General features: G+C 50.6%; 21 protein-coding genes. 10 read left to right on the top strand and 11 right to left on the bottom strand.

Going from position 1 to position 25,332, the window contains the following annotated elements; all coding sequences use genetic code 11:
- Positions 1-322 precede the first annotated feature (322 nt).
- On the bottom strand, positions 323-787 hold the full coding sequence (locus tag ABEB26_RS17425; protein ID WP_345723312.1) for a low molecular weight protein-tyrosine-phosphatase: 465 nt from the start codon (positions 785-787) through the stop codon (positions 323-325).
- A gap of 160 nt (positions 788-947) precedes the next feature.
- On the opposite strand from ABEB26_RS17425, the gene ABEB26_RS17420 reads away from it, so the two are divergent.
- The 6 genes from ABEB26_RS17420 to ABEB26_RS17395 all read left to right on the top strand — a co-directional run bounded on the left by ABEB26_RS17420 (position 948) and on the right by ABEB26_RS17395 (position 6,835).
- Complete coding sequence (locus ABEB26_RS17420) at positions 948-1,355, top strand: hypothetical protein (RefSeq protein ID WP_345723311.1); 408 nt, start codon at positions 948-950, stop codon at positions 1,353-1,355.
- A 159-nt stretch (positions 1,356-1,514) separates the two neighbouring features.
- Complete coding sequence (locus ABEB26_RS17415; protein WP_345723310.1) at positions 1,515-2,135, top strand: NYN domain-containing protein; 621 nt, start codon at positions 1,515-1,517, stop codon at positions 2,133-2,135.
- A gap of 72 nt (positions 2,136-2,207) precedes the next feature.
- Entirely contained in the window at positions 2,208-2,393 is a 186-nt protein-coding gene (locus ABEB26_RS17410; RefSeq protein ID WP_345723309.1) for a hypothetical protein, read from the top strand.
- A gap of 146 nt (positions 2,394-2,539) precedes the next feature.
- Positions 2,540-3,853, top strand: coding sequence for a GTPase ObgE (gene obgE / locus ABEB26_RS17405; RefSeq protein ID WP_345723308.1), 1,314 nt, complete (start codon positions 2,540-2,542; stop codon positions 3,851-3,853).
- Positions 3,829-5,331 carry a sugar transferase gene (locus tag ABEB26_RS17400; RefSeq protein WP_345723307.1) on the top strand — a complete coding sequence of 501 codons (1,503 nt, stop codon included), beginning with the start codon at positions 3,829-3,831 and terminating at the stop codon, positions 5,329-5,331. The genes obgE and ABEB26_RS17400 overlap by 25 nt, the downstream gene beginning before the upstream one ends.
- A 250-nt stretch (positions 5,332-5,581) precedes the next feature.
- Positions 5,582-6,835 (top strand): phospholipase D-like domain-containing protein, encoded by a 1,254-nt coding sequence (locus ABEB26_RS17395; protein ID WP_345723306.1) that lies wholly within the window; start codon positions 5,582-5,584, stop codon positions 6,833-6,835.
- 261 nt (positions 6,836-7,096) lie between these two features.
- On the opposite strand, the gene ABEB26_RS17390 is transcribed toward ABEB26_RS17395, so the two are convergent.
- From ABEB26_RS17390 to glnA, 4 genes are all read right to left on the bottom strand, one after another.
- On the bottom strand, positions 7,097-8,428 hold the full coding sequence (locus ABEB26_RS17390) for a dihydrolipoamide acetyltransferase family protein (protein WP_345723305.1): 1,332 nt from the start codon (positions 8,426-8,428) through the stop codon (positions 7,097-7,099).
- Positions 8,429-8,518: 90 nt separating this feature from the next.
- A complete protein-coding gene (locus ABEB26_RS17385) occupies positions 8,519-9,517 on the bottom strand; it encodes an alpha-ketoacid dehydrogenase subunit beta (RefSeq protein ID WP_012192157.1) in 999 nt (332 codons plus the stop codon).
- Between the two features lie 10 nt (positions 9,518-9,527).
- A complete protein-coding gene (pdhA, locus tag ABEB26_RS17380) occupies positions 9,528-10,505 on the bottom strand; it encodes a pyruvate dehydrogenase (acetyl-transferring) E1 component subunit alpha (RefSeq protein WP_345723304.1) in 978 nt (325 codons plus the stop codon).
- Positions 10,506-11,115: 610 nt separating this feature from the next.
- Positions 11,116-12,450, bottom strand: a complete 1,335-nt coding sequence (glnA, locus tag ABEB26_RS17375) for a type I glutamate--ammonia ligase (protein WP_345723303.1) — start codon at positions 12,448-12,450, stop codon at positions 11,116-11,118.
- A 533-nt stretch (positions 12,451-12,983) separates the two neighbouring features.
- Between glnA and polX the strand changes: the two genes are divergently transcribed.
- The 4 genes from polX to ABEB26_RS17355 are packed head-to-tail and all read left to right on the top strand — an operon-like array spanning position 12,984 to position 17,213.
- A complete protein-coding gene (gene polX / locus ABEB26_RS17370; protein WP_345723302.1) occupies positions 12,984-14,720 on the top strand; it encodes a DNA polymerase/3'-5' exonuclease PolX in 1,737 nt (578 codons plus the stop codon).
- A 16-nt stretch (positions 14,721-14,736) separates the two neighbouring features.
- Positions 14,737-15,150, top strand: a complete 414-nt coding sequence (locus ABEB26_RS17365) for an HIT family protein (protein WP_345723301.1) — start codon at positions 14,737-14,739, stop codon at positions 15,148-15,150.
- A 10-nt stretch (positions 15,151-15,160) separates the two neighbouring features.
- Positions 15,161-16,081 (top strand): hypothetical protein, encoded by a 921-nt coding sequence (locus ABEB26_RS17360; protein ID WP_345723300.1) that lies wholly within the window; start codon positions 15,161-15,163, stop codon positions 16,079-16,081.
- A 13-nt stretch (positions 16,082-16,094) separates the two neighbouring features.
- The gene (locus tag ABEB26_RS17355) at positions 16,095-17,213 is read left to right on the top strand and encodes a trans-sulfuration enzyme family protein (protein WP_345723299.1); all 1,119 of its coding nucleotides are present in this window, start codon (positions 16,095-16,097) and stop codon (positions 17,211-17,213) included.
- Here the strand turns inward: ABEB26_RS17355 and ABEB26_RS17350 are convergent, their stop codons facing one another.
- The 6 genes from ABEB26_RS17350 to ABEB26_RS17325 all read right to left on the bottom strand — a co-directional run bounded on the left by ABEB26_RS17350 (position 17,214) and on the right by ABEB26_RS17325 (position 25,281).
- Positions 17,214-18,542 (bottom strand): glycerate kinase type-2 family protein, encoded by a 1,329-nt coding sequence (locus tag ABEB26_RS17350; RefSeq protein WP_345723298.1) that lies wholly within the window; start codon positions 18,540-18,542, stop codon positions 17,214-17,216.
- A gap of 2 nt (positions 18,543-18,544) precedes the next feature.
- A complete protein-coding gene (locus ABEB26_RS17345; protein WP_345723297.1) occupies positions 18,545-20,206 on the bottom strand; it encodes a peptide ABC transporter substrate-binding protein in 1,662 nt (553 codons plus the stop codon).
- A gap of 43 nt (positions 20,207-20,249) precedes the next feature.
- Complete coding sequence (locus ABEB26_RS17340) at positions 20,250-20,765, bottom strand: DedA family protein (protein WP_345723296.1); 516 nt, start codon at positions 20,763-20,765, stop codon at positions 20,250-20,252.
- Between the two features lie 242 nt (positions 20,766-21,007).
- A complete protein-coding gene (locus ABEB26_RS17335; RefSeq protein WP_345723295.1) occupies positions 21,008-22,255 on the bottom strand; it encodes an MFS transporter in 1,248 nt (415 codons plus the stop codon).
- Between the two features lie 157 nt (positions 22,256-22,412).
- Complete coding sequence (locus tag ABEB26_RS17330; protein ID WP_345723294.1) at positions 22,413-23,900, bottom strand: ammonium transporter; 1,488 nt, start codon at positions 23,898-23,900, stop codon at positions 22,413-22,415.
- Positions 23,901-24,042: 142 nt separating this feature from the next.
- Positions 24,043-25,281 carry a cation:proton antiporter gene (locus ABEB26_RS17325; protein WP_345723293.1) on the bottom strand — a complete coding sequence of 413 codons (1,239 nt, stop codon included), beginning with the start codon at positions 25,279-25,281 and terminating at the stop codon, positions 24,043-24,045.
- Between the last annotated feature and the right edge of the window lie 51 nt (positions 25,282-25,332).

Raw genomic sequence — 25,332 nt, 5'->3', positions numbered from 1 at the left:
GGTCGCCACGCGGTTTGAGAAGCTGGCCCTGAACTATCTCGGATTCGTCCATTTGGCCATGATTCAACGCGTGGTTCGGACACTTGCACCATCAATACCGCTATCTTGAATTATCAGACAGAGCCTATTATATTATAAAGAATATAAAACTTCAATATGATGTTAGGTGATTCAAAACTCTTTTACTTAAAGACCCTTTTATTCAAAAAAAGTTAATAAAAACCAAATAATCTAAAGGAGTAAAAGGATGTATAAGATGGTATGAAAAACTTAAGAAACTCTTCTAGACTATTTGGTTTAAAGTATAAAAATTAAACTAGAATCACCTCTTGGTCGCCACAATTTCATCAAGCAAAGCGTTACAGGCAGTATGCAACATCGCATAGACTTCTTCAAAATTGCCAGTATACCAAGGGTCGGGTACGTCGCGGCCTTTGACTCCGTTGGGAATATAATCGAGAATCAAGCGCACCTCAGCCCCGTTTGCGCCTAAAACCGCCTGCATATCACGCCGATTTTGCCTATCCATGGCGATCAAATAATCGAAATTCTGTTGATCAATTTTGCCAAATTGGCGGCCTCGATGGCTCAAACTAATACCATTGTGGCGCAAAATGCGCATGGTTCCGTGGTGCGGCTCCTCGCCAATGTGATAATGGCTTGTGCCCGCCGAATCGACTTCGATCACATGACTCAGCTTTCGTTGCTCGACCAAGTGGCGCATAATCCCCTCGGCCATCGGCGAACGACAGATATTGCCTAAACAAACAAATAACACCCGAACCATGAGCACTCCTTCTAGATACCTCTAATCAAGCCAAAAACTCCGTTTAGTATACCAGTTTGACGCGAATTTGAAGATCGAGTATAGTCTCGCGATATAAAAACAATTTAGTCGGAAATAACTGTCTAAATTCATCGTAGCACACGTTCTTTGAGGGTCTGGTTTGAAATTGCGTCAATTACTTGGGTTATGCGGCTGTGGCATTGCCCTAGGATTAAGTGGCTGGACTTTTGCTGAATCCCAGCAATTCAGCGAAAGTCTTGCCGAAGCAACCATTGTGGCGTTTACGGGCGGCGCTGGCGAACACGCTGGTTATGCTGTGGCCAACGCTGGCGATATTAATAATGATGGCTTGGCCGATAGTTTAGTTGGTGATTGGGTTGCTGATCCGTTGGGTCGCAACAACGCTGGCACGAGCTATCTAATTTGGGGTCAAGCGCTCACCGCAACCTTGCAAGCCCCCGATCTGGCCGAACGGGGCGTGGCAATTTATGGGGCCAGTGAGGGTGCTTCATCTGGCTGGAGCGTCACTGGCCTTGGCGATGTCAACGACGACCAAACTTATAGTTAAGCAATGAAGATCAAAATTTAGAACGTTAAAAATAACATCTTGCTATAAATTACCCTGTATGATATATTCAAATTGAATATCACCCTTATCTCCTCGGAGATAAGGCGCGAGGCCGTATTTGTTAATTCAGATACGGCCTCTGCTAATTTAGGAGTTTTTTTGAGAACCAGTATTTATGTAGATGGATTTAATTTTTATTATGGCGCATTAAAACGTACCGCATATAAATGGCTTAATTTACAACAATTGGCTCAAAAGATGTTACCTAATAATACTATTACTGAGATTAAGTATTTTACTGCACATGTATCAAGTAGATCTCATGATCCAGATCAGGGAACTCGTCAACAAGCATATATTAGAGCATTGAAGACTATACCAAACCTTTCAGTGATTCTTGGACGTTTTCTGACGAACGAATGCATGATGCCTTTGGCACAGGTACAAGGTAAACAACAGTTTGTAAAAGTTATAAAAACTGAAGAAAAAGGTTCCGATGTAAATATCGCAGTTCATTTAATTAATGATGCATATCAAGGAAGGTTTGATGTAGCAGTCTTAATTACAAATGATTCAGACCTCTGTGAAGCTATTAAAATCGTTCGTTCTCAATTAGCATTAACTGTTGGCTTACTTAACCCACATGCAAAACCTAGCCATGCCCTTCAAAAAGAAGCTAGTTTTGTAAAATCTATTCGCAAAGGTGTACTAGCTACTAGTCAATTTCCTGATGTTATGTTGGATAGTGTCGGAACATTTACAAAACCAAAAGATTGGTAGTTCAGTTCCTGGCATAGGGCTTGCATAGAGCTTGGGCAGCAATTCTTTTAATTAATTGATGGAGTTAATGTGATGACCGATCCACAAGCCCAAACCACCGCTGAAGATAAAACGATTCGGCCTGATGAGGTCGATGGCAGCCATGGTGCAACCGAAGATCAAGTTGTGCCAGTCGGTGGCCCACAGTCAGATTCTGATGCTCGTGATGGGGCTGATGAGTTGGGGATCGAACCAGCTGAAGAAATCACCCCAGGCTAGGCCAAATTATGGTATAGTTATAGCTATTCGGCGCTCGCGAGAGCGTCGTTTTTGTGTCTAAACGCATTGGACAGCATGCGATTCTTCATGTATCCTGCGTTACAATCACAATTGAATAATTAACCACACGAAGCGGGTGACTTTTTATGTCTGATTTTATAGATCGTGCGCTGATTACAGTCAAAGCTGGTGATGGTGGCGATGGTATGGCCACCTTCCGCCGAGAAAAATATGTTCCGCGTGGCGGCCCCGATGGTGGCGATGGTGGCCGTGGCGGGAGTGTCTATCTTGAGGTAAGCCCCCATTTAAATACGCTATTGCCTTTTCGTTTTGAAACCCATTTTGAAGCCGATAAGGGCTTGAACGCTGGTCGTCAGCGCAAACGTGGCCGTACTGGCGAAGATACGTTTATTCGTGTGCCACCTGGCACAATTGTTAGCGCCGAAATTGAAGGCGAAATTCAAACTGTCGATTTGTTGTTTCCAGGCCAAAAATTGTTGGTAGCGCGTGGCGGTAAGGGCGGTTTGGGCAATACCCACTTTGCCACTGCCTCGAATCAAGTGCCACGGATTGCCGAGCTTGGCCAGCCTGGCGAAGAGCGCGAATTACAACTTGAATTAAAAGTCATTGCTGATGTTGGTTTGGTCGGCTTCCCTAACGCGGGCAAATCGACCTTGCTCTCAATGGTCAGCGCTGCGCGTCCGAAAATTGCTAATTATCCGTTTACCACGCTTTCGCCCAATTTAGGCGTAGCCGAACTTAACGATTTTACCTTTGTGGTGGCCGATATCCCAGGTTTGATCGAAGGAGCTAGCCGTGGGGTTGGGCTAGGCCACGATTTCTTGCGCCATATCGAGCGCACGCGGATTTTGGTGCATGTGCTCGATGCTGCTGGCACTGAAGGCCGCGATCCCTTTGAAGATTTCTTGACAATCAACGCTGAACTCAAGGCCTACTCCAGCGAATTGGCTCAACGCCCGCAACTGGTCGCCTTGAACAAAACCGATATTCCCGATGCCGAGGCTTTTGACGAATTGATGCGTCCGCAAATTATCGCTTGGGGCATTGATCCAGAAAATATCTTTCCAATTTCGGCAGCAACCAACCAAGGCCTGCAACCGTTGCAACGCCGGATTGTTGATATTCTGCGTGAAATGCCCGAACGGATTACCCGCCTGCCGTACAGTGAGGAAATTCTGACCTTCCGCTTCAGCAATATCGACCCGAATGATTTCTGGCTCGAAACTGAGGAAGATGGTGTGTTACGTGTCCATGGCGAGAAAATTGAACGGCTTGTTTCAATGACGAACTTTGCCCAAAGCGAATCGCTCGATCGGCTCCAACGGGTGTTGGAAGCGATGGGCGTTTCAGCAGCGTTGTTTGCTGCTGGTGTGCGCCATGGCGATCCTGTGCGGATTGAAAAAGCTGAGTTGTTATGGCAAGACGAGTCGATTGGATGATGAGCGATTGGTCTACCAGCCAACCGATTTTTTCGCAGCGCGATGTGCGTCAAACCACATCGCGGCTGGCTCTGACCTTGCTCGATGGATGTTTGATTTTGGTAGCCTTTGCCGTAGCGCACTGGCTACGCTATGATGTCCGCTTAGGCCGCGATATTTACGACCCAGCTTCATATCGCCAACTCTCGGCCTTCTACCCGATGATGTTGGTGTTTATGCTGACGCTGATTAGCACGTTGCATTGGCGCGGGTTTTATCGCCTGCCACGTTCAGCCTCAGCCTTCGATTCATTCAGTATTATTGTTACTAGCACCACAATTGCCCTCGCTCTTACGGTTATGTGGCTGTTTATCAATCGCGCCGATTTATGGTCGCGCTTGATTATGGTGTTTGTTTGGTTCTGCGTAATTGTGGCGCTGACAATTGGCCGGATTAGTTTGCGGATGTTGCGGCGTTGGGCTTGGCGACGTGGCGTTGGTTTAGAACAAGTCGTGGTGGTTGGCAATCGTGGCCTTGCCAAACAGGTGATGGAAGAGTTGCAGTATACGCTCGATCATGGCCATCATTTGTTGGGCTATGTTGAAGGTCCGCCCGATGATCGCGATGATGTGGCCGCACCTGGCGAGCAATTTCGCTGGCTTGGCACGCTCAGCCAATTTGAGCAGATTATGCGTCAGCGCCATGTCGATCAGGTGATTATTGCCCTACCATTTTGGGCGCATACCAGCTTACCCGAAGTCGTGGCAATTTGCCGTAAGTTCAACATTGAATTTCGGGTCGCCCCCGATTTATATGAACTCAGCTTCGATCGGGTCAGCATTCAGCGCTTGAGCACGATTCCGCTGTTGCGCTTGAAAAAGAATGTGATTCGCGGCTGGAACTATGTGTTCAAACGCAGCACCGATTTGCTGATGATTGGTCTGACTGCGCCAATTTGGGCCACAATTTGGGGCTTGGCCGCCTTGATGATTAAACTTTCTGATCCGCAAGCTCCAGTAGTGTTTCGCCAACCACGCATCGGCAAGCATGGCCAAACCTTTATGGTCTACAAATTGCGCACGATGGTGCCCAATGCCGAGGCGCTCAAAAAGAGTCTGATGGATCAAAATGAGGCCGAGGGGGCACTCTTCAAAATCAAAGACGACCCACGGGTTACTCGCTTGGGCCGGATTTTGCGCAAACTCAGCATCGACGAACTACCCCAACTCTACAATGTGCTGCGCGGCGAGATGAGCTTGGTTGGCCCACGTCCGCAAGTGCCCGACGAAGTGGCCCAATATCAAGAATGGCATTATCGGCGCTTGGAAGTAACCCCAGGTTTGACTGGTTTATGGCAAGCTTCAGGCCGCTCCAACACGACTTTTGATGATATGGTGCGCTTGGATATTTATTACACCGAGCACTGGTCGCTCTGGCTTGATCTGCGAATTATGATTCTGACCATTCCGGCGGTACTATTCGGTCGCGGCGCATACTAAATGTTCCCTCACCCCAACCCCTCTCCCATAGCGCGGGCGAGGGGCTTTTGATTTGGTGGTTTTGACATGGATCGCCGTGGAAACATTTGGTGGCTCCCCTCGCCCGCATTTAGTGGGCGAGGGGGCTGGGGGTGAGGGAACTTAATCGCCTGTTTTGTTTAAGCGTGGCCGTGCTATAGTGGTGGCATTGGAATTGCGACAAGCGGGCTTGGCCTCGTCGATTTGAGGCCGAAGCTGCGAAAGGATCGCTATGCGTTGGCTCAAAACGGGGTTATGGTTTCTGACTGAGTGGGTGCTTTCACTGCCACGTTTGGTGCTGGCCAGCATTCTGACTCAATTGGGCTTGATGGGTGCGCTGATGGCTTACGCCAAGTTGCGCAATCGTAGCGTTGAAAATAGCTTTCCCCAGCTTGATTTGCCGCCAATCGATTTGGGCGAGCATAGTGTGCAATTATTTGATGACGGTGGCTCAGTCTTTCGCCAAATGCTGTTTGATATTTCCCTGGCCAAAGAATCAATTTTGCTTGAAAGCTATATTTTCGAGCGCGATGAGGTTGGGCTTGCCTTCAAACGAGCGTTAATTCGCAAAGCCCGCGAAGGCGTGAAAATTTATGTAACCTTCGATGGCATTGGCACGTTGCATGTTCCAGAACGCTTTAAGTTATTTGGCAAACGCCGCAATATTCGGGTATTTGAGTTTGGCCGTTTAAAATCGATTAAATCGTTCTTCGATAACAATATGTGGATTCGCACCCACCGCAAAATTTTGGTGATCGATGGCAAAATTGGCTATTTAGGTGGCATGAATATTGGCCGCAACTATGCCCGAACTTGGCGTGATACCCATTTGAAAATCGAAGGCCCAATCGCGGCCAACATCGCTGAAGAATTTATCGCCCTGTGGAATAAATACAATAAAAAACATAAAATTAATTTAAGTTATGCCACCACCAACGATCAACAAGTGGGAATTTGCGCTAACGACCCGATTGAATATCAACTGCCGATTCGCCAAACCTATCTCGATGCAATTAATGATGCCAAGCACTCCATTTACATTTCGAACGCTTACTTCTTGCCCGACCCACTGATTCGGGCAACGCTGATCGATGCAGCCAAACGTGGGGTCGATATTCAGATTATGGTGCCCGAAATCTCTGATAATATCGTGGTCGATTGGATTTGTCGCGGCTTGTTGGGGGAATTGATGCAGCATGGGGCACGAGTGTTGCTCTATCGCGGCACAATGATTCATGCCAAAACCATGACTGTTGATGGTATCTGGTCAACCGTGGGTAGCGCTAATTTAGATACCCGCAGCCTGGCCGCCAACTACGAAATCAATGCCACAATCAAGCATCCCGCCTTTGCCCGCCAAATGGAAGCCATGTTTTTGAACGATCGAGCGCAATCGCGTGAAATTAATTATCAAACTTGGAGCAGTCGTTCGATCTTTATTCAGCTTGGCGAACAAGTGCTGCAACCAGCCCGTGGCCTGTTTTAAAAGGATGAAGGATAAATTATGAGGGATGAAGCTTTTAATCCGAGGCGCAAAGATAAGGATGATGGGTCAGGGTTCAGGGGTCGGGGTTCAGTATTTTGACCATTGCCAACAGTCTATTCCAAACCCCTTATTCCAATAGCCAATAGCCTAAGAATCTCTGCATTAACATAGATTTCATCCTTCATCCCTCATAATTCATCCTTTAAAAAGCCCCTCGCCCGCCGAAGCAAGCAAGGGGCTGAGGATGGCTATGCTCAAACTTTAGAGTAAGAGCTTGAATGGGTTTTGTAGCAAGTTCTTGAGTTCAACCAAGAACTGGGCGACGCTTGCTCCATCAGTGGCGCGGTGGTCGGCTGAAACTGTGACATTCATCAATTGGCGAATCACAATTTCACCATCGCGCACAACCGGAGTGGCAATCGTGCTACCGACTGCCAAAATTGCGCTTTGGGGTGGCGTGATAATCGCGATAAAGTTGGTGACATCGAACATCCCCAAGTTGCTGACGGTGAACGTACCACCTTGGAGATCATCGAGGCCAGCTTTGCCATCACGGGTACGGCCAATCACATCGCGCATTTGGTTGGAGATTGCGCCGAGGCTCAAGCTATCGCAGTTGCGCACGACCGGAGCCAACAAGCCAGCATCGGTTGCTACGGCCACGCTGATGTGAACATCTTTGTGAACCAGCAACTTATCGCCAGCGAAGGTTGAATTGAGTGCCGGGAACTTCTTCAAGGCGATGGCACAAGCCTTGAGCAACAATTCAGTCACTGAAAGCTTGCCACCATGAGCTTCACGTAACTTGGGCAACAAGGCTTGAATCGCATCCATTTCAATCGTTGAAGTAACGAAGAATGGTGGCACTTGTTGTTGGCTTTCGACCATGCGCTTGGCAGCGGTTTGGCGCAAGCGTGAGAGTGGCTCCTCGGTGTAGACCGAGTTTGGTGCTGGTGGTGCGAAAATCAAGCCAACTGGTGCTGGCACTGGCGATGCCACTTGAGCAGCAGGGGCAGCAGCTGGCGCAGCGGCTGCGGCAGCAGCTGAAGGAGCAGCTTTTGGTACGGCTGCGGCAGCCAACACGTCGGCCTTGACAATCCGGCCATCAGGGCCAGAACCCTTGAGACCTACCAAATTCACGCCACGTTGTTCGGCCAAACCGCGAGCGGCTGGGGTTGCAAACAAGCGACCTGTCGATTCAGCAGGGGCGCTAGTGGCTGGCGTAGCCTCAACTTTTTCGGGCTGAGCGGCCACGGCAGGAGCACTTGGAGCGGCCTCGCCACCTTCGCCCACGGCTGGTGCATCGCTAGCGGGAGTAACGCTGGCATTGGCGGCTTCGGCTTCGTCATCGCCTGAGCCATCGTCAATTTCAGCGATTGGCGCACCAACTGGCACGGTATCGCCTTCGTTGACCAAGAACTTTAAGATTGTACCAGCCTCAAAAGCCTCGATTTCAATCGTGACCTTATCGGTTTCGACTTCAGCAATTGGTTCACCACGCGAAACCTCATCGCCTGGCTTTTTCAACCATTTGGCCAAAGTACCTTCGACCATATCGTAGCCCATTTTGGGCATTTCTAGTTTCTTCGCCATCGTGACCTCGTGTGTTGGTGGCTTGGCAACAGGTTTAGCATTCACGAAACCGTTTTCTTTAGCCTGCGACCAAGCCACCCAACCTCAACACTACTGTTGCCGAATCTTTTGGGTCTTGCCTGCCAATACATTCTTGACTGCTTGAATGACTGAATCGGCATTGGGAACCACATGGGCTTCCAAGTTTTTGGCATAGGGCATTGGCACTTCGTCAAAGCCTACGCGCCAAATTGGAGCATCCAAGTGATCAAAGCCTTCGGTATACAAGCGAGCGGCAATTTCCGAGCCAACGCCAACTGAAGTCCACTCTTCGGTGGCGATTACAGCACGATTGGTTTTGCGGAAGCTTTCCAAGACTGGCTCCATGTCGAGCGGACGAATGGTGCGCAAGTCAACCAAGGCTGCATCGATGCCTTCGCTAGCCAAGGTTTCAACGGCTTGTTGGCAGTAAGGAATCATGCGGCCATAGCCCACGATCGTCACATCTTTGCCATCGCGCAACAAGTTCGATTTGCCAATCGGTACAGTGTAGCTTTCTTCTGGCACTTCGCCCTTGATGTTATAGATCCCAGTGTGTTCGATGAAAATTACTGGATCGGGATCTTCAATCGCAGCCTTCATCAAGCCCTTGGCATCGTATGGTGTGCCGGGCACAACCACTTTCAAGCCAGGCATGTAGGCATAGTAGTTATCGAAGGCTTGTGAGTGGGTGGCACTCAATTGACCATAGCCATTGGGCATACGGAACACAATCGGGCAGGTAAATTGGCCACCGAACATATAGTGCAATTTAGCAGCGTGGTTGATAATCATATCCAGCGCCAAAATTGCAAAGTTGGTAGTCATCATTTCCACGATCGGGCGCAAGCCGTTCATCGCAGCGCCGATGCCTAAGCCAGCATAACCAGCTTCAGCAATTGGCATATCTTTGATGCGTTCGGGGCCGAACTCTTTTTCAAACCCTTTGGTGACACCGTAAGCGCTATCGTAGTGAACAACATCTTCACCAATGATAAACACCCGTGGATCGTTGGTCATTGCTTCGCGCAATGCTTGGCGCAAGGCTTCCGAGTAGGTTATAACGGGCATTGATATCTCCTTAGAGCGGCTTCGAATAGATTTCGGTCCATGCTTCGCTCAGGTCTGGGGCAGGGCTTTCTTCGGCAAATTGCACCACTGCATCCATTTCCTTTTCAACGTCTTTCTCGATTTGTTTGGCTTGTTTTTCAGTCAACAAGTTTTGATCGATCAGTTTTTGCTTGAGCAAAGCAATTGGGTCGCCGGAACGCCGAGCATTAATATCGTCGCGAGTTCGATACATTTGGGGGTCGGCAGCCGAGTGACCACGTAGACGGTAGGTCATCGCTTCTAAGAAATATGGGCCTTCGGTGCGGGCATGGTTGACGGCGTAAAGGGCGCGAGCACGCATTTCTTCAACGTCGTTGCCATTCACCCGTTCGCCTGGCATAAATGGCGAAGCTTTTTTGTGAATTTCGGTAACCGAGGTATGCACGCTGAGCGGCGTACCCATGGCAAATTCGTTGTTTTCGCACAAGAAAACGATTGGCAATTTATATAATGCAGCCATGCTGACAGCTTCGTAGAATTCGCCGCCATTGGTTGCGCCATCGCCAAAGAAACACATCACAACGCCATCTTGATCAGCTTGGCCAAGCACTTCGCGCTTGTATTTGATCGAGTAGGCAATCCCCATGGCCAACAGCAAGTGCGCACCAACGATGGCGTAACCGCCCCAGAAATTTTTATTTTTATCAGCAAAGTGCATTGAGCCGCCTTTGCCTTTACCGGTGCCAGTACTGCGGCCAAACAATTCAGCCATCAGAGGTTTGGGTTCCAAGCCACGAGCAAGGGCGTGGCCATGGTCGCGATAGTGGGTGACTAAATGATCTTGTGCTTTCAAGGCACCAATCGCACCAACCGCGACTGCTTCTTGCCCAACATATAAGTGCAAGAAGCCGCCGATCCGAGCACGGGTGTACTGTTGCTGGCAATGTTCTTCAAATGAGCGAATCAGCACCATCGTGCGGTAATCGGCAAGTAAATCTTGCTTTTCCATCAAGGCTCCTTTATCGAGGGTTGCAGAAGAAGAAAAGCCATACCTGGCCGTCCTATCAACGGGGATAGAACGCCTCTATACATTAAGTAGTTTAAGGTGATTTATGTCGTCGTTGACAGGCCTTTTGTACCATTGGCTATTATAGCATATCGCATTGCATGCCGTCAGAGAGCTTTATTTTCGACACACTGCGTCATGAGAAATTATGAGGGATGAATTATGAAGGATGAAGTTTAGGTGTTGCGAATTAAGCAAAGATCAATGCTTGAAGGGCAGAATTTAATGTAGAGGCGCAGAGGGATGAGAGGCTATCGGCTGAAGGCTATGGAAACTCCACCATATGTTGCGATAGCCCATAGTTGTAATGGGTCATTGGGTTAACAACCATTTCTCTCATTCCCTCACCCCCAACCCCTCTCCCATTGCGGCGGGCGAGGGGAGTCCCTGAGCGATTCCCCCTCGCCTCGCGGGCGGGAGAGGGGGTGAGGGGGTGAGGGGATACTGGTGGTTGCCAACCTCATAAACCATTACACATAGCCTATAACCAATCGTCCTCTGCGCCTCTGCGTTAAAGTTCGATCCCCGATCCCCAATAACCAATCCCCAATTGCTAATAAATTGGTAGATAGCGGTCAAGTTCCCATTGTGAGACGTGGCGGCGGTAGGCATCCCATTCTTGGGTTTTGGCCTCGATATAGCGCTCGTAAATGTGTTCGCCCAAGGCTTCTTGAATCACACTATCACGCTTTAATTCTTCTAAAGCCTCGCCCAATGAAACCGGCAAGGTTTTTAGACCGCGGGCAATCGGGTCAACATGGTACAAATCTTCTTCGGCTGAGGGTGGTGGCATAAGTTTGCGCTTAATTCCATCAAGGCCAGCAGCCAACATCACCGAAAAAGCCAAATAGGGGTTGGCTGATGGGTCAGGGCAGCGTAGCTCGATGCGGGTGGCTTGGTTCGAGCGGCCAGCGCTGATCCGTGGAATACGCACTAAAGCTGAGCGGTTGGTCCGCCCCCAACTAACATAAATTGGCGCTTCGTAGCCAGGCACGAGCCGTTTATAGGAGTTGACCAATGGAGCCAGTACGGCGGTCATGCCCAAGGCATGGTCGAGCAAGCCTGCGGTAAAATGCTGCGCCAACAACGATAAATTATTAGTTTCGTGATCATGAAACTCGTTGCGGCCCGTTACGATCGATGACAAACTTTGATGCACGTGCATGCCCGACCCGTTGATGCCTGCGATTGGCTTGGGCATAAAGGTGGCATGCAAGCCATTCAATTGGGCAATTGCCTTCAACACCGTGCGAAAAGTAACGGTATGATCAGCCGTGGTCAGCGCATCGCCATATTCAAAATCAATTTCATGCTGGCCAATCGCCACTTCGTGATGGCTGGCTTCAACTTTGATTCCAAAGGTTTGTAATGAAGCCACCATCTGGCGACGAATGTGGGTGGCATAATCAGTTGAAACATCAAAATAACCCGCCGCATCGTGGGGAATGGGGATTAACTCGCCGTTCGGGCCTGGCTTAAACAAGAAAAACTCCAACTCCGGCCCAGTATTGTAGATAAAGCCCAATTCGGCGGCTTGGGCCAACGTGCGTTTGAGCACATGGCGTGGGTCGCCAGCAAATGGTTGATCATCAGGCGTGTAGACATCGCAGATAAAACGAGCAGTAATATAATCGCCAGTGCTCTCCCATGGAATCACTGCATAGGTGTTGAGGTCGGGCACCAAATACATATCGCTTTCGGCGATGCGGGCAAAACCTTCAATTGAAGAGCCATCGAACCAAACGCCATGGTCGAGTGCTTCGTGAATTTGCGAAACAGGAATCGTCACATTTTTAATAATCCCAACAATATCGGTAAATTGGAGATTAATAAACTGGACTTTTTGTTCGACAATTTTTGCTAAAATTTCTTCTTTTGTGACTGGCATAACCTGAATGCTCCTTCGCTGACACCTAGCCACTGTGCATGATAGCCCAGCTGAGTTTGCTCATTATAGGGCAAAATAGCCAAAAATAATCATTATTGCTTTGGGCAACTTGTCTGAATGAGCCATGCTCGGCCATTTTTCACCACCCCTCCGCCCTTCAAGGGTCGGTTGTTCAGAATCATGCGTGATCACCACCCTTCCGTCCCGCCTCAAGGCGGGAGACGCAGGGGGCTTTAATCCCCCTGCACCCCCTCAATCACAATCAGGGCAGTCATGCATCCATTGATGAACCACCAGATCCGTGGCTCGCAGCGAAAACTTACCCTTGAAAGCACCCCTCCGCCCCGTCACTAAAAGGCAATTTGTGACAGCTCACAGGATTATGTTGAACTTGAAGCCTTTGTTCTAGCGAGAACGGATAAGCTAGATTGCTGCATGATCCCAAGCCTCAGGCCAAGGCGAGCATGCTATAATCAGACCACAATCTACTTTACTACTCCTGCTCTTTTTTTCAGCGTGAGCACAGCCAAATTATGCTTAGCAACCAAGCAATTGCCCAAGTTTTTGCCGATATTGCCGATGCGTTGGAAGTGATCGGCGAAAATCGTTTTCGATTGGCGGCCTATCGCCGTGCTAGCGATACCCTCGCCGCTCAAACCACCAGCCTTGCCAGCCTGCGCGAACAAGGATTATTAACCAGTTTGCCCAATATTGGCGAGGCCAGCGCGGCAATTATTGGCGAATTGCTCGACCATGGTCATTCGGCTTTGGCCGATCAGCTTTTGGAAAAAGTCCCACCTGGCTTGTTACAAATTTTGCGTGTGCCCGAAATTGGCCCCAAAACCGCCGCCCGCCTTTTTCGCGATGAGGGTATTCAAGATCTTGAGGCCTTGTTTGCAGCGGCTCAGGATGGACGTTTGGCCAAAATCAAGGGCTTTGGGGCTAAAAGTGCTGCCAAAGTGTTGAGCGCTCTCGAAGCTATGCAAAATCAGGTGCTGCGGCTGCGCTTGGTCGATGCCTTGCCCGTGGCTCGAGCATTAAGCACCACATTAGCCGAACTTACCAGCATTAGCGCGGTGCAAGTGGTCGGCTCAACCCGCCGTTATCAATCAAGTGTTGGCGATTTAAATTTTGTGGTAGCCACCTTAGATCAAGCTGCTGCCTATGCTGCGATCGCAGAATTGCCCCAAGTTGCCCAAGCCACCCCCAGCGACAACGGCTTGCGTTTGTTGTTGCATAATGGCATGAATGCTTGGATTGTGGCGGTTGCGCCTGAACATTGGGGCAGCGCTTTGGTCTATTGGACCGGCTCGACTAGCCATGTAGCAGGCTTAAATCAATTAGCTCAGACCCAGAATTGGCAGCTTGAGCCGCTTAATTTTCCTGATTTTGCCGATGAAGCAGCGGTGTATGCAGCCTTAGGCTTGGAATGGATCGCGCCTGAATTACGCGAAGGTTGGGGCGAAATTGAGCTAGCCCAAGCTCAGCAATTGCCCAAATTACTTGAACAATCGGCGATTATCAGCGATTTACATTGGCACACGACTTGGAGTGATGGCAGTGCCAGCCTGCGTGAGATGGCGCTCGCCGGCATTGCCAAGGGCTATCGCTATATGGCGGTGGCTGATCACAGCGCCTATTTGGGCGTAACTGGTGGACTCGATGGCGAACGCTTGCTGGCTCAACGCGCCGAAATCGATGCGCTCAATCTGCAATTAGCCGCCGAAGGCCATGCATTGCGCTTATTGCAAAGCTGCGAAGTCGATATTTTGCCTGATGGCAGTTTGGCCTTGCCCGATGAGGTGTTAGCCACATTAGATTTAGTGGTGGCTTCGCCGCATGTGGCCTTACGCCAGCCCCGTGACGAATCGACCGCCCGCATGCTGCGAGCGATCAAGCATCCCTTGGTGACGATCATTGGGCATCCAACTGGGAGGATTCTGAATGGTCGTGCTGGAGCCGATTATGATATGGATCAGATTATCGCGGCAGCAGCGGCAACGGGCACAGTCTTGGAAGTTAATGCTGGGCCGGAACGGCTTGATTTAGATGCGCCAAATGTACGGGCAGCGCTGGCGGCTGGTTGTAACATCAGCATCAACACCGATGCCCATGCCACTGCTGGGTTCAATAATTTATTTTATGGGGTTGTCACGGCTCGTCGTGGCGGGGCTGGTGACCAGCAGGTCATCAACACATGGGAAATTGAGGCAGTCCTGGCGCTGCGTCAACAAAAATTACAAAAACTTGGGCTTAGTAGCGAATCGTAGTCTGGAGGCTGATCGAATGAATGATATATTCAGCAAGATTGTGCGCGGCGAATTGCCTTGCCATAAAGTGGCCGAAAATGATCAAACCCTGGCCTTTTTAGATATTAATCCGGCAGCGCAAGGCCATACGTTGGTCATTCCCAAACGCTTTGGCACCGATATTTTCGATACCAACCCTGAGGATCTGGCAGCGGTGGCGCGGATGGTGCAAACGGTAGCGCAATTATTGTTGCAAACGCTCAAGCCAGATGGGATTAATGTGTTGCAAAACTCGCGCCCAGCTTCTGGCCAAGTCGTGTTTTACTACCATGTACACGTCATTCCACGCTGGGAAGGCGATGGAGTGTTCTCATTTTGGCGACCAAACCCAACCGATCACGCAGCATTTGCCGCTTTAGCCGAGCGTTTGCGGGCTAACAATCAAGCATGAGGAACTGCCCATGAGCGACCGTACTCCCCCAACCGAAGTTCTTGAATTTGAGAACGATCTTGAGCCAGATGAAGAACCGGAAGAGGTGCCCTCAGCAATTATTCAAGAAGATGAAGCGATTGCTCCCCAAGGTATGACGATGCAGGCCTTGGTGTTTGGTGTGGCGATTATTCTGATCATCTTTTTGGTGCTGTTGTTGGCCAGCGGCAATAATATCAATCTATTTAATCTTTTTGGTAGCGATAGCAATGCCCAGCCAACGTTGCAACCTTTACTCAATAGCGTTCAAACTCAATCCAATCGCTCGCTCGATGTTGAGGCGGCGGCGCTCGAAGGTCAACGCTTTTATGGTGTTGATGGATTGAACGCCCTGCCAAGCTATGCTGCTGAGATCGACCCGCTGTTTTTGCCATATTGGGTCAAGAATGGTGGCGAACGGATCTTCGGGCGACCAATCAGTGGCTTGCTCGAAGAAAATGGTCGCCAATTTCAATGGTTCGAGCGGACGCGGCTAGAATGGTGGCCCGAGCATCAAGCGACGAAATACGAAGTGCAGCCAGGCCGGGTTGGGGTTGAATTCACCCAAAACCGCGATTTTCCGAATCAGCAATTTTTTGCCAATCGCCCAGGCCTGCGTTATAGCGAAGCGACCCAACAAGGCTTGCGGGGGGCATTCCTCGAATTTTGGGAAGCCAACGGCGGCATCGATCTCCTGGGCTGGCCAATTAGCGAGGAGCTGCAAGAGGTGTTGCCTGAAGATCGCACAGTGCATACAGTACAATATTTCGAGCGTGGTCGGCTTGAATTACACCCCAACGATCCCAATCAGATGGTCAAAATTGGCTTATTAGGCCGTGCACTCTACTTCCAAGATAGTCAGCCAAACTACATTGAGCCAGTTGCTCCCACCGCAGTTCCGGTCATTCCTTAGCCCTGAGAACCTTATGAAACCTGAAACTCTGTTGATTCATGCTGGTCGTAGCGTCGATGCTGCGACCAGTGCTGTTACGCCGCCGATTCATCTTGCTAGCACATTTGAACGAGCGCCCGATGGTAGTTTGCCGCATGGGTTTGTTTATACGCGCTTTGGCAACCCCACCCGCCAAGCCTTGGAGCAGGCCTTGGCAGCGCTCGAAGGTGGAGTTGAAGCGGCGGCGTTTGCTTCTGGTTCGGCGGCTACAGCGGCGGTGCTGCAAAGTTTAGCTCCAGGCCAACGTTTATTGCTACCCCGCGATTGCTACAATGGCACGGCCAATTCGGTGCGCCAAGTGTTTGCCCATCTCGATGCTCAGTTTGTCGATATGACCGACTTGGCGGCGGTGCAAGCAGCTTTGGAGCCAGCCCCTGCCTTGGTTTGGCTCGAAACGCCATCCAACCCAACCTTACGTTTAACTGATCTGGCGGCAGTCAGTAGTTTGGCCCATGCGGCTGGAGCATTGGTGGTTTGCGATAATACTTGGGCCACCCCGCTTGGTCAGCGCCCATTCGATTTGGGCGTGGATTTGGTGATGCATTCGACCACCAAATATCTTGGCGGCCATAGCGATGTGCTGGGTGGTGCATTAATTACCAAAACTGCAACCCCATGGTGGCAACGATTGAAGCAAATTCATGTGCTGGCCGGAGCTGTGCCATCGCCCTTCGAGTGCTGGTTGATTTTGCGCGGTATGCAAAGTTTGGCCTATCGACTGCGCGGCCATTGTGCCAATGCCTTGGCGGTGGCTGAGTGGTTGGCTCAGCATCCCAAGGTAGAAGCAGTGCATTATCCTGGCTTAGCTAGCCATCCTCAATTTGAATTAGCGCAGCGCCAAATGCTGCTCATGGGCGGCATGGTTTCGTTCGAGGTAGTTGGTGGGGCGGCTGAGGCGATTGCGGTGGCAGCTCAAGTTAAATTATGGACACGGGCAACCAGCCTTGGTGGCCCTGAAAGTTTGATTGAACATCGGGCCACCCTTGAAGGCCCAGATTCGCCAACCCCACCAGCCTTGTTGCGGCTTTCGGTCGGCTTAGAACACTCCGATGATTTGATTGCTGATTTGGCCCAGGCCTTGGCAGTATTGTAGCTACCAAACCATCCCAATCACCAGATCGTTGACGTTAGTGAGGGTTGGGCCAATCTCGATTGGGCTGCCGAGTGCTTGCCAGAAGCCATAGCTATCGTGGATAGCCAAGGCTTGTTGAGGCTCAAGCCCGAGCTTGCGAGCTTGGGCGATGCTTTGACCGTTGGCAATCGCACCAGCAGCAGGGCTTGAGCCGTCGCCGCCATCAGTCGCCAAGGCAATTATTTGGCAGTTGGGGCAACCATCAAGCGCCAAAGCCGCTGCTAGTGCTAACTCAGCGTTACGACCGCCCTGTGAATGCGGCAGAATTCCAGTTAAATTAACCGTGGTTTCGCCGCCAGCAAGGTAGAGCGTTGGGGTTTGGCTTGATTGAGCGAGTTGGCGCAAGCGTTGCCCAAGCAGCTGCCCAACCACTTGCGCTTCACCCGTGATTGGTTGCTGATCCTGAATGACCTGCCAGCCTTGAGCCTCGGCCAAGTGCTTGATTGCGGTTTGGGCCATTTCGTTACGGGCAATAATTGATGTATGTACATTGCCCCACCATGGCTCGCTGCCATCGGGATGCGATGGCACTATCCGGCGAATTCCATGTTGCAAATAGTCGTGAATGCTCACAGGCAGCTGATCGATCAACCCATACTGTTCGAGAATGGCCCAAGCCTCGGCAAAACTCGCCGTATCGGGCACACTCAGGCCTGAGGCAATAATGCTCAACGGCGAGCCAACCACATCGGAAATCACCAAACTTAACAGGCTAGCTGGCTGAGCCAAGGCCGCAAATTGCCCGCCCTTCAAGCGATCACAATGCTTACGAATCGTGTTGATCTGCTCGATCGGTGCGCCGCACGCCAGCAACAACTGGGTTAACGTTTGTAAATCGGCTAGGCTAATTGCTCCGGCTGGCGCTGGCAATAAAGCCGAAGCTCCGCCAGAGATTAGCGCAATTACCAAATCATCGGCTTGGGTTTGCTGAAGCCATGTTTCGCATTGCTGCGCCGCCTTCAACCCCCGTTGATCAGGGCTTGGGTGGCTGGCTTCAAGCAATTGGATGCGCTTGAGGGCAAAATCGCCACGATGCGCATCTTTGACCACCACCAAACCCGCATCAATTCGCGCACCTAAAATGCTTTCCACGGCGGCGGCCATTGGTGCACCAGCTTTGCCCGCGCCAAGCACAATGATCCGGCCTGTTCCAGCCCACTGCCACGCACCGCACGTTAAGCGAGTGCCATCCCATTTCAATGCCTGCAAAACTGCCCGCTGGGGATCAACACTGGCAATCGCGGTGGCGATCAGTTGTTGGCTGAATTTGGCAATCGCAACCGTATCCATCGTTATGGCTCAAGATACCAATGTTGAACATCATACAGCCAATTAGCGGTGTCAAGCCGAATTTCACCTTGGGTTGAACGTACCTGTTTGGCCAAGGCGACCGGAATCCGATCGGCCCACAGAAACACATACGGATATTCGGTTTGAATGATTGTGTTGGTTTGTTGATAGAGTTCGCGGCGGCGTTCGGTAGCGTAAAGTGCCCGCGCTGCTGTCGATAAATTATCAAAACTGGTGTTTTGGAACGCGCCATAATTGCGCAAGCCTGGCCGCCCATCGGCAACCCCTTGATAAATTTGGCTCGAATGAAACAGCGAAAAATTATCAGGATCGTAGGCAGTGTACGAGGGCGAACCGCCAACTCGACTATTGCCCCAACTCATCAAGGCCAAATCAAAATCAAAGGGTGTCACCAACTTAGAGCGAATCACGCTCTCAAAATCAGCTGGCGTAACCACAATATTAAAGCCAACTGGGCTGGCAGCGGCAGCGATCCGTTCAGCAACCTCGATTCGGCGTTGATCATCGCCACGCACAAATAGCGCCATCGATAATGTAATTCCATTTGAGGCGCGAATCGTCGCACCTTCGGGCAAGACCCAGCCTGCTTGATCCAGTAATTCGCGGGCTTGATCTAAGTTGCGTTTGGGCAACTCGCCAGTTGGCGCTACCCATGTGCCTGGCAAATGATCGCTCAAAATTGCTTGAGCCGAGGGGCCAGCCGTTTCGACGATTGTATTGAGATCGAGGCTTAATGCCAAGGCTTGGCGCACCCGTAGATCGCTGAAGATGCGACCATCACGCATATTGAAGGCCAGATAATAAAAGCCGTTTTCAGGATAGCTACCCGTGCCAATGGACGACCCTAAGCCTTGGCTTTGTTCCCAAGGTAATTCTGCCGCCAACAGATCGCCATCGCGCACTGCTTGGCGGGCCACTTGCGGATCGGGGGCAACTACAAATGCGACACGATCAAGATAAGGCACGCCATCAATATAGTTGCTATTGCGAATTAAGCTAAGTGCTGAGCCAGCAGTGCGTTCTTCGAACATAAACGGCCCGCTACCAATCGGCTGGGTCAAAAGATTAAGCTGATCAAGCTCAACTGGGCTAAGTTGCTCAAACAGATGCTTGGGCAAAATTGGCATGCTCAAGGCCGAGAGCAATGGTGCATAGGGTTCGCGCAACGAAATCACCAAGGTTGTGTCGTCGGGTGCGCTCACGTTGCGCACCAAACCCTGAAGATCAGTCAATAATGGAGTGGTTGGGCTGATGCTTTGCATGGCGCTGATCGTCCAAGCCGCATCAGCAGCAGTCAAGGCGGTATCATCGTGCCAGCGAATATCGCTGCGCAAGGTCATGGTTAACGTTTGGCCGACGCTATCGCTTTGCCAGCTTGTGGCAACGTCGGGTTGCGGCGCGAGGCTTTGATCAAGTTTGGTTAACCCCCGATAGAGCAAGCCTAAAAGTTGAGCTTCTTCGTGGCTGGTTGGCTTCCATGGGTGCAAGCTTGGAATATCTTGGGCGGTGCGAATGGTTAGCGTGCCACCTTGCGGAATTTGAATTGGCGGGGTGGTTGGCTCGTTGGTGGGTGCTGGTGTGGAGCCGAGGCTACATGCTGTGAGCAAAACAGCCAATAATCCTAGGGTCAATATTCGCATCATAGAAACTTATTACTCCACAAGAGCGCTGGAACGCCCACTCGAATCAACTAAACAAGCCCATTGCATAGCCCAAACCCATATAGGTGATGACCCATGCAACTAAGCCGCAACCCATACCAAGCGCAAAACGTGGCCATGGCATTCCCAAGGCACCAGGAATCAAGGTTGTGCCTAAGCGAAACGTTGGCAGCACCCGAATCACAATCAGCCCAAGCACTGCCCGCCGTTCAAGCCAACCGACGATTCGGTCGCGCCGCCGTTGCGATAGACCAATTTTTGGACCAATCCGATTAAGCAGGGGCAAGCCACCGCGCCGCCCAATCCAAAACATGGTGACAGCGCCTGGTACTAAAGCCAAGATTGCCAAGCCCATCAACCAGATTGGCAGATCGCCTTGACGGCCAAGTAAAAAGCCGCCAGCAACCAACACAAAATTGCCGGGGATTGGCAGTGGTGCGCCAAATTCGCTGAACAACAAATAACTCAGGGTTAGCCAATAAACATTGGCCTCAAGCTGGATAACCGCACTATTGAAGGCCTGAACGATTGAATCCCACATACGTTGCTTCCACCTAGATAACCGCGCATCTATCATACACTGATTTGAATGGAATAGAACATAGAGCAAAGAGCAGAGAACATAAATATATCAATCGGGGACATGGGCTAGGGATTGGAATTAGGAATGGATGAAGTGTATGGCCAATAACCAAATCCCCCTTCGTGCTCTTCGTGTCCTTCGTGGTTACAAATTAAACACCTGATCCCTAGCCCCTGACCTCTGCTCTCTGCTCTCTGTTCTCAACGATCATACAAGCGCAAACTGGGTATCCGCAAAGCGATGATGATTGCGGCGGTAACACAAATTGCTCCACCAAAAGCAATCGCGATCGGCGCACCAACCAATGATGCGGCGAAGCCTGCCTCAACTTCGCCCAATAATGGCCCGCCTTGAAAAAACAGCATATTGGCTGAGGTTGCCCGCCCACGCAGTTCGTCGGGAGTATTTAATTGGCGAATTGTGCCGCGCAATACAGCACTGACCGTATCGGCAGCACCTGTGCCCGCCAAGCCCAGCAAGGCAATCGGCAAGCTTGGGGCAAGCCCAAATACCATGGTTGCCAAACCATATAACACCACCGAAACCACCACTACCATGCCTTGGCGACGCGGATTACCAAACCAGGACATGGCCAGTGCTGCGACTAACGCCCCAATCGCTGGTGCAGCATACATCAAACCCAAGGCTTTTTCATCGACACCTAAGACTTGATCTGCAAATAATGGCAAGAGTGTCGTGGCCGCGCCACAGAAGGTTGCAATAAAATCGAGCACCATGGTTGACCAGATAATCGGTGTGCGGCGCACAAAGTGCAAACCTTCCCACATGGAGCCTTTGATCATAGGTTTAACCTCGGTTGGGGCATAATTGCCGCGCATTTGCCACAAACTCAAGACCACCACCCCATAACTGATCGCATCGATCAAATAGACCAAGGCGATCGAATAGCTAACAAACCAACCACCCAAGGCCGGCCCAGCAATATTGCCAATTTGCCAAGCAATCATATTTAAACTTAATGCTGTTGGCAGCACTTCACGCGGCACTAAACGCGGAATTAACGCTTGGCGAGCAGGCAGATCAAAGGTTTTGGTGCTAAAAAAGATCACCATAATTCCATACAGCAACCACAGATTGATTAAGCCAAACCACGATAAAACCGCCAATACCAACGATAACCCCATCAAGATACTTTGAGTTACCAGCATTAAGCGTCGTCGATCAACTCGATCGGCCAATAAACCTGCTCGTAACGCCAACAGCAACAAGGGAATAAATTGAAACAAGCCAATCAAACCCAGAAAAATCGCTGGATTAGCCCCAGGAATCGCACTGGCTAAACGATAGACTTGGACATGCAAGGCCACAGTGTGCATCTGCGAGCCAGCAATTGAAATCAGTTGGCCGCTCCAGAGCAGCCGATAATCGCGATGGCGTAAAGCGACCAACGGCGAGGGTTGGCGCGGGGTGGTTGAAGCTGAAGCCATGAGCAATTCCTCTAATTTGATGATTAAATCTAGATATGATTATAAGCTAGCTTGTTGCTCATAGCTTTCAATTGGCCCGATAGCCCCCATCTATGTTGACGGCTAAAATAAAAAACGCCGTAGGCCCGAACCTACGGCGTTTGAAGTTTGAATTGAGTTAAGCAGCAGCGCCAGCGGGCAAACCAGTCGCAGCAGGTTCTGCGCTAGGAGCAGGGGCTGCCCCAGTTTCGGGCATATAAGCGCCATCGGAAACATAGCCAGGCATGCCCATTTCTGGTAAATCCAAGCCCGCTACTTCGTCTTCAGCCCGTGAACGCATCAAGCCAAGTTTAGCCAAGGCTTTGAAAGCGACGAATGATAAGGCAAATGCGCTGATCCCAATGCCTAAGCCTTCGATCAATTGAGCAAAGAGTTGGCTGAACCCACCGCCATAGAACAAGCCAGTTACAGCTTGACCATCGATGCCGTTCCAGCTCGCGGTGTCGGGGTTGCCGTTGGCAAACAGACCAACCGCAATCACACCCCAAAAGCCATTGAACAAGTGCACAGGCACTGCCCCAACCGGATCATCGATTTTGAGTTTTTCCAACAGAATGCTGGCGAAAATCACCAAAACCCCGCCAACTGCCCCAATAATTGCTGCGGCAACAGGCGTGATAAAGGCACAAGGCGCAGTTACAGCCACCAATCCTGCCAACAAACCATTGACACTCATGCCTGGATCTGGTTTTTTATTCTTCAGCCATGTGTAGGTCATGGCACTAATGCCACCAGCAGCGCCTGCAATTAAGGTATTCAAGGCAGCTAAGGCAGTTAAGTTCATAAACGAACCTTGGATACCCAATGAGCTACCTGGATTGAAGCCGAACCAACCAAAAAAGAGGATGATTGCGCCCAAAACACCCATTGGCAAGTTGTGTCCGAGAATGGTGTTGGCGCTACCATCTTTATTGAATTTGCCGATCCGCGGCCCAAGCACCAGCGCAACGGCCAAACCAACAGCGCCACCAGTCATGTGCACAACCCCTGAGCCAGCAAAATCGACTGCGCCGTTGCCAAGCCCAAGTGTGCGGCCCATGTTGGCCATCCAGCCACCACCCCAAACCCAGTTGGCCGAAAGTGGATAAACGAACATACTGACCAAAAAGCCCATGATTACAAAACCAATGAACTTGATTCGTTCGGCTCCGCTGCCAGTTGGAATTGTAGCGGCGGTATCCATAAAGACCATTTGGAACATAAAGAAGGCAAAAATCCCTGCAGCGCTCAGCCCAATCCCATTCAGGAAGAAGCCGTTGGTTCCGAGCACGCCCCATTGATCGCCGAAGGAGAGATTTGAGGAGAGTGCATCGCCCCAAGCTCCCAAAGTAACTGGGCCGAAGTTCCATTCAGCGTTTGCGCCAGTTGCTGGGTAGGTATGGTTGACCCCACCGAAGGCAAAGGCAAAGCCACAAATCCAGAAGCCAATCGCCCCAATACAAAACACCATCAAGTTCATGAGCATGGTGTGCGCGACATTTTTTGCCCGAGTGAAGCCTGCTTCAACCAAAGCAAACCCAGCTTGCATAAAGAAGACCAGAAAAGCAGCGAGCAAGACCCACAAGATGTTTGCGTTGACCGTCAATGAGTTGAGTTGCTCTTCCACAGGCGTTTCCTTTCTGTAGCCCGTATCGGAATAGGGTCAAATGCATGTCGCTGCAACGCGGCTCACGTCAACATTGACGGCTGGAATGCAAGAGGGGATTCCAACGCTTCTTCAATAGTTCAATCCTCAAGAATATAGTGCCTTAGCCAATTGCCAACACTTCATCTTCAGGCTCAAGCGCCAGGTGCAGGCTTGGCAATGGCTCGGTTTTGAATGACCATTTCAGTAGGATTGGGGTGACGAGGGTGGTTACCAAGACTACTGCTACGGTCAAAGAAAATACATTGGTATCGACAATTTGATTTTGGACACCCAGCGAGGCCACGATCAAGCCCACCTCGCCGCGCGAGATCATGCCACAGCCAACTTGAATTGCCTCGCGTTGGTTGAGGCCAGCAATTTTGGCTCCTAGGCCACAGCCCACAATTTTGGTGCCAATTGCCACGATGCACAAAATAATTGCCATTGGGATGGCCGCACCGCTGAGGCTGCTCAAATCGGTGTTCAGGCCAATCCCAATAAAGAAAATTGGCACAAGCACGGCGTAGGTAAAGCTAGAAATTGAACGATCAATTTCATCACGCACATCGGTATGGCTCAGGAGAATACCAGCCATAAACGCCCCGGTAATTGCCGCCAAATGCCCCACCGTTTCAGCCGTGAAGGCCAAACCAAGCACCACCAACACTGCAAATGTCAGCACAGGCTCGTTGGTGCGCATTTTTTTGACCCGCTCAAGCATGCGTGGCAAATAGCGCTGGCCCAAGAACCAAGCCACCGCCAAAAAGCCCACCAAGCGTACAATCGTCCAAACAATGGTCATGAAGTTGCCATCGCTGGTTTGGGTTGCCATAAAAATCGAGAGCAATAACAACCCAATAATGTCGTCGAGCACCGCCGCGCCTAGCAAGGTTGTGCCAACTCGACTTTTGAGCCGCCCAAGCTCAAGCAAGGTTTGGGCCGAAATGCTGACGCTGGTTGCGGTCAACAACAAGCCCACAAAAATTGCCGGAATAAGGCCATAGCCAAAGGCCAAAGCGCTGAGTAGACCACCAAGGAATGGAATAACCACGCCCAAAATTGCTGTCCATGTAGCAGCCTTGCCAGCTTCGCGCAACTCATGAGCTTCGATCCGCAGGCCGGCGATAAACATTAGGAAAATGACCCCAAGCTCCGAGAGATAGTGGATGGTCGATTTCAAATCGCTGCTTTGGAAGATTTCCCAGTGCATCACATTAATTAAACTTGGGCCAAGTAACACACCCGCCAGCAGCTTGCCTAATACGGTTGGTTGACCAAGTGCGGCACTGAGTGCGCCGCCAATTTTGGCGACACCGATTAACACCAACAGCAATAAGATCAGTTGCACAGTTGAACTCATCGTCGGATACCTCACAGCTTGGGTTTGATGAAGGTTGAGAGGTCGTTTATT

This window comes from Herpetosiphon gulosus (assembly GCF_039545135.1).
GTDB classification, from domain to species: Bacteria; Chloroflexota; Chloroflexia; order Chloroflexales; family Herpetosiphonaceae; genus Herpetosiphon; species Herpetosiphon gulosus.
Note: the sequence above shows the minus strand (reverse complement) of the source record. Positions and strands in the feature narration are given on the sequence as shown.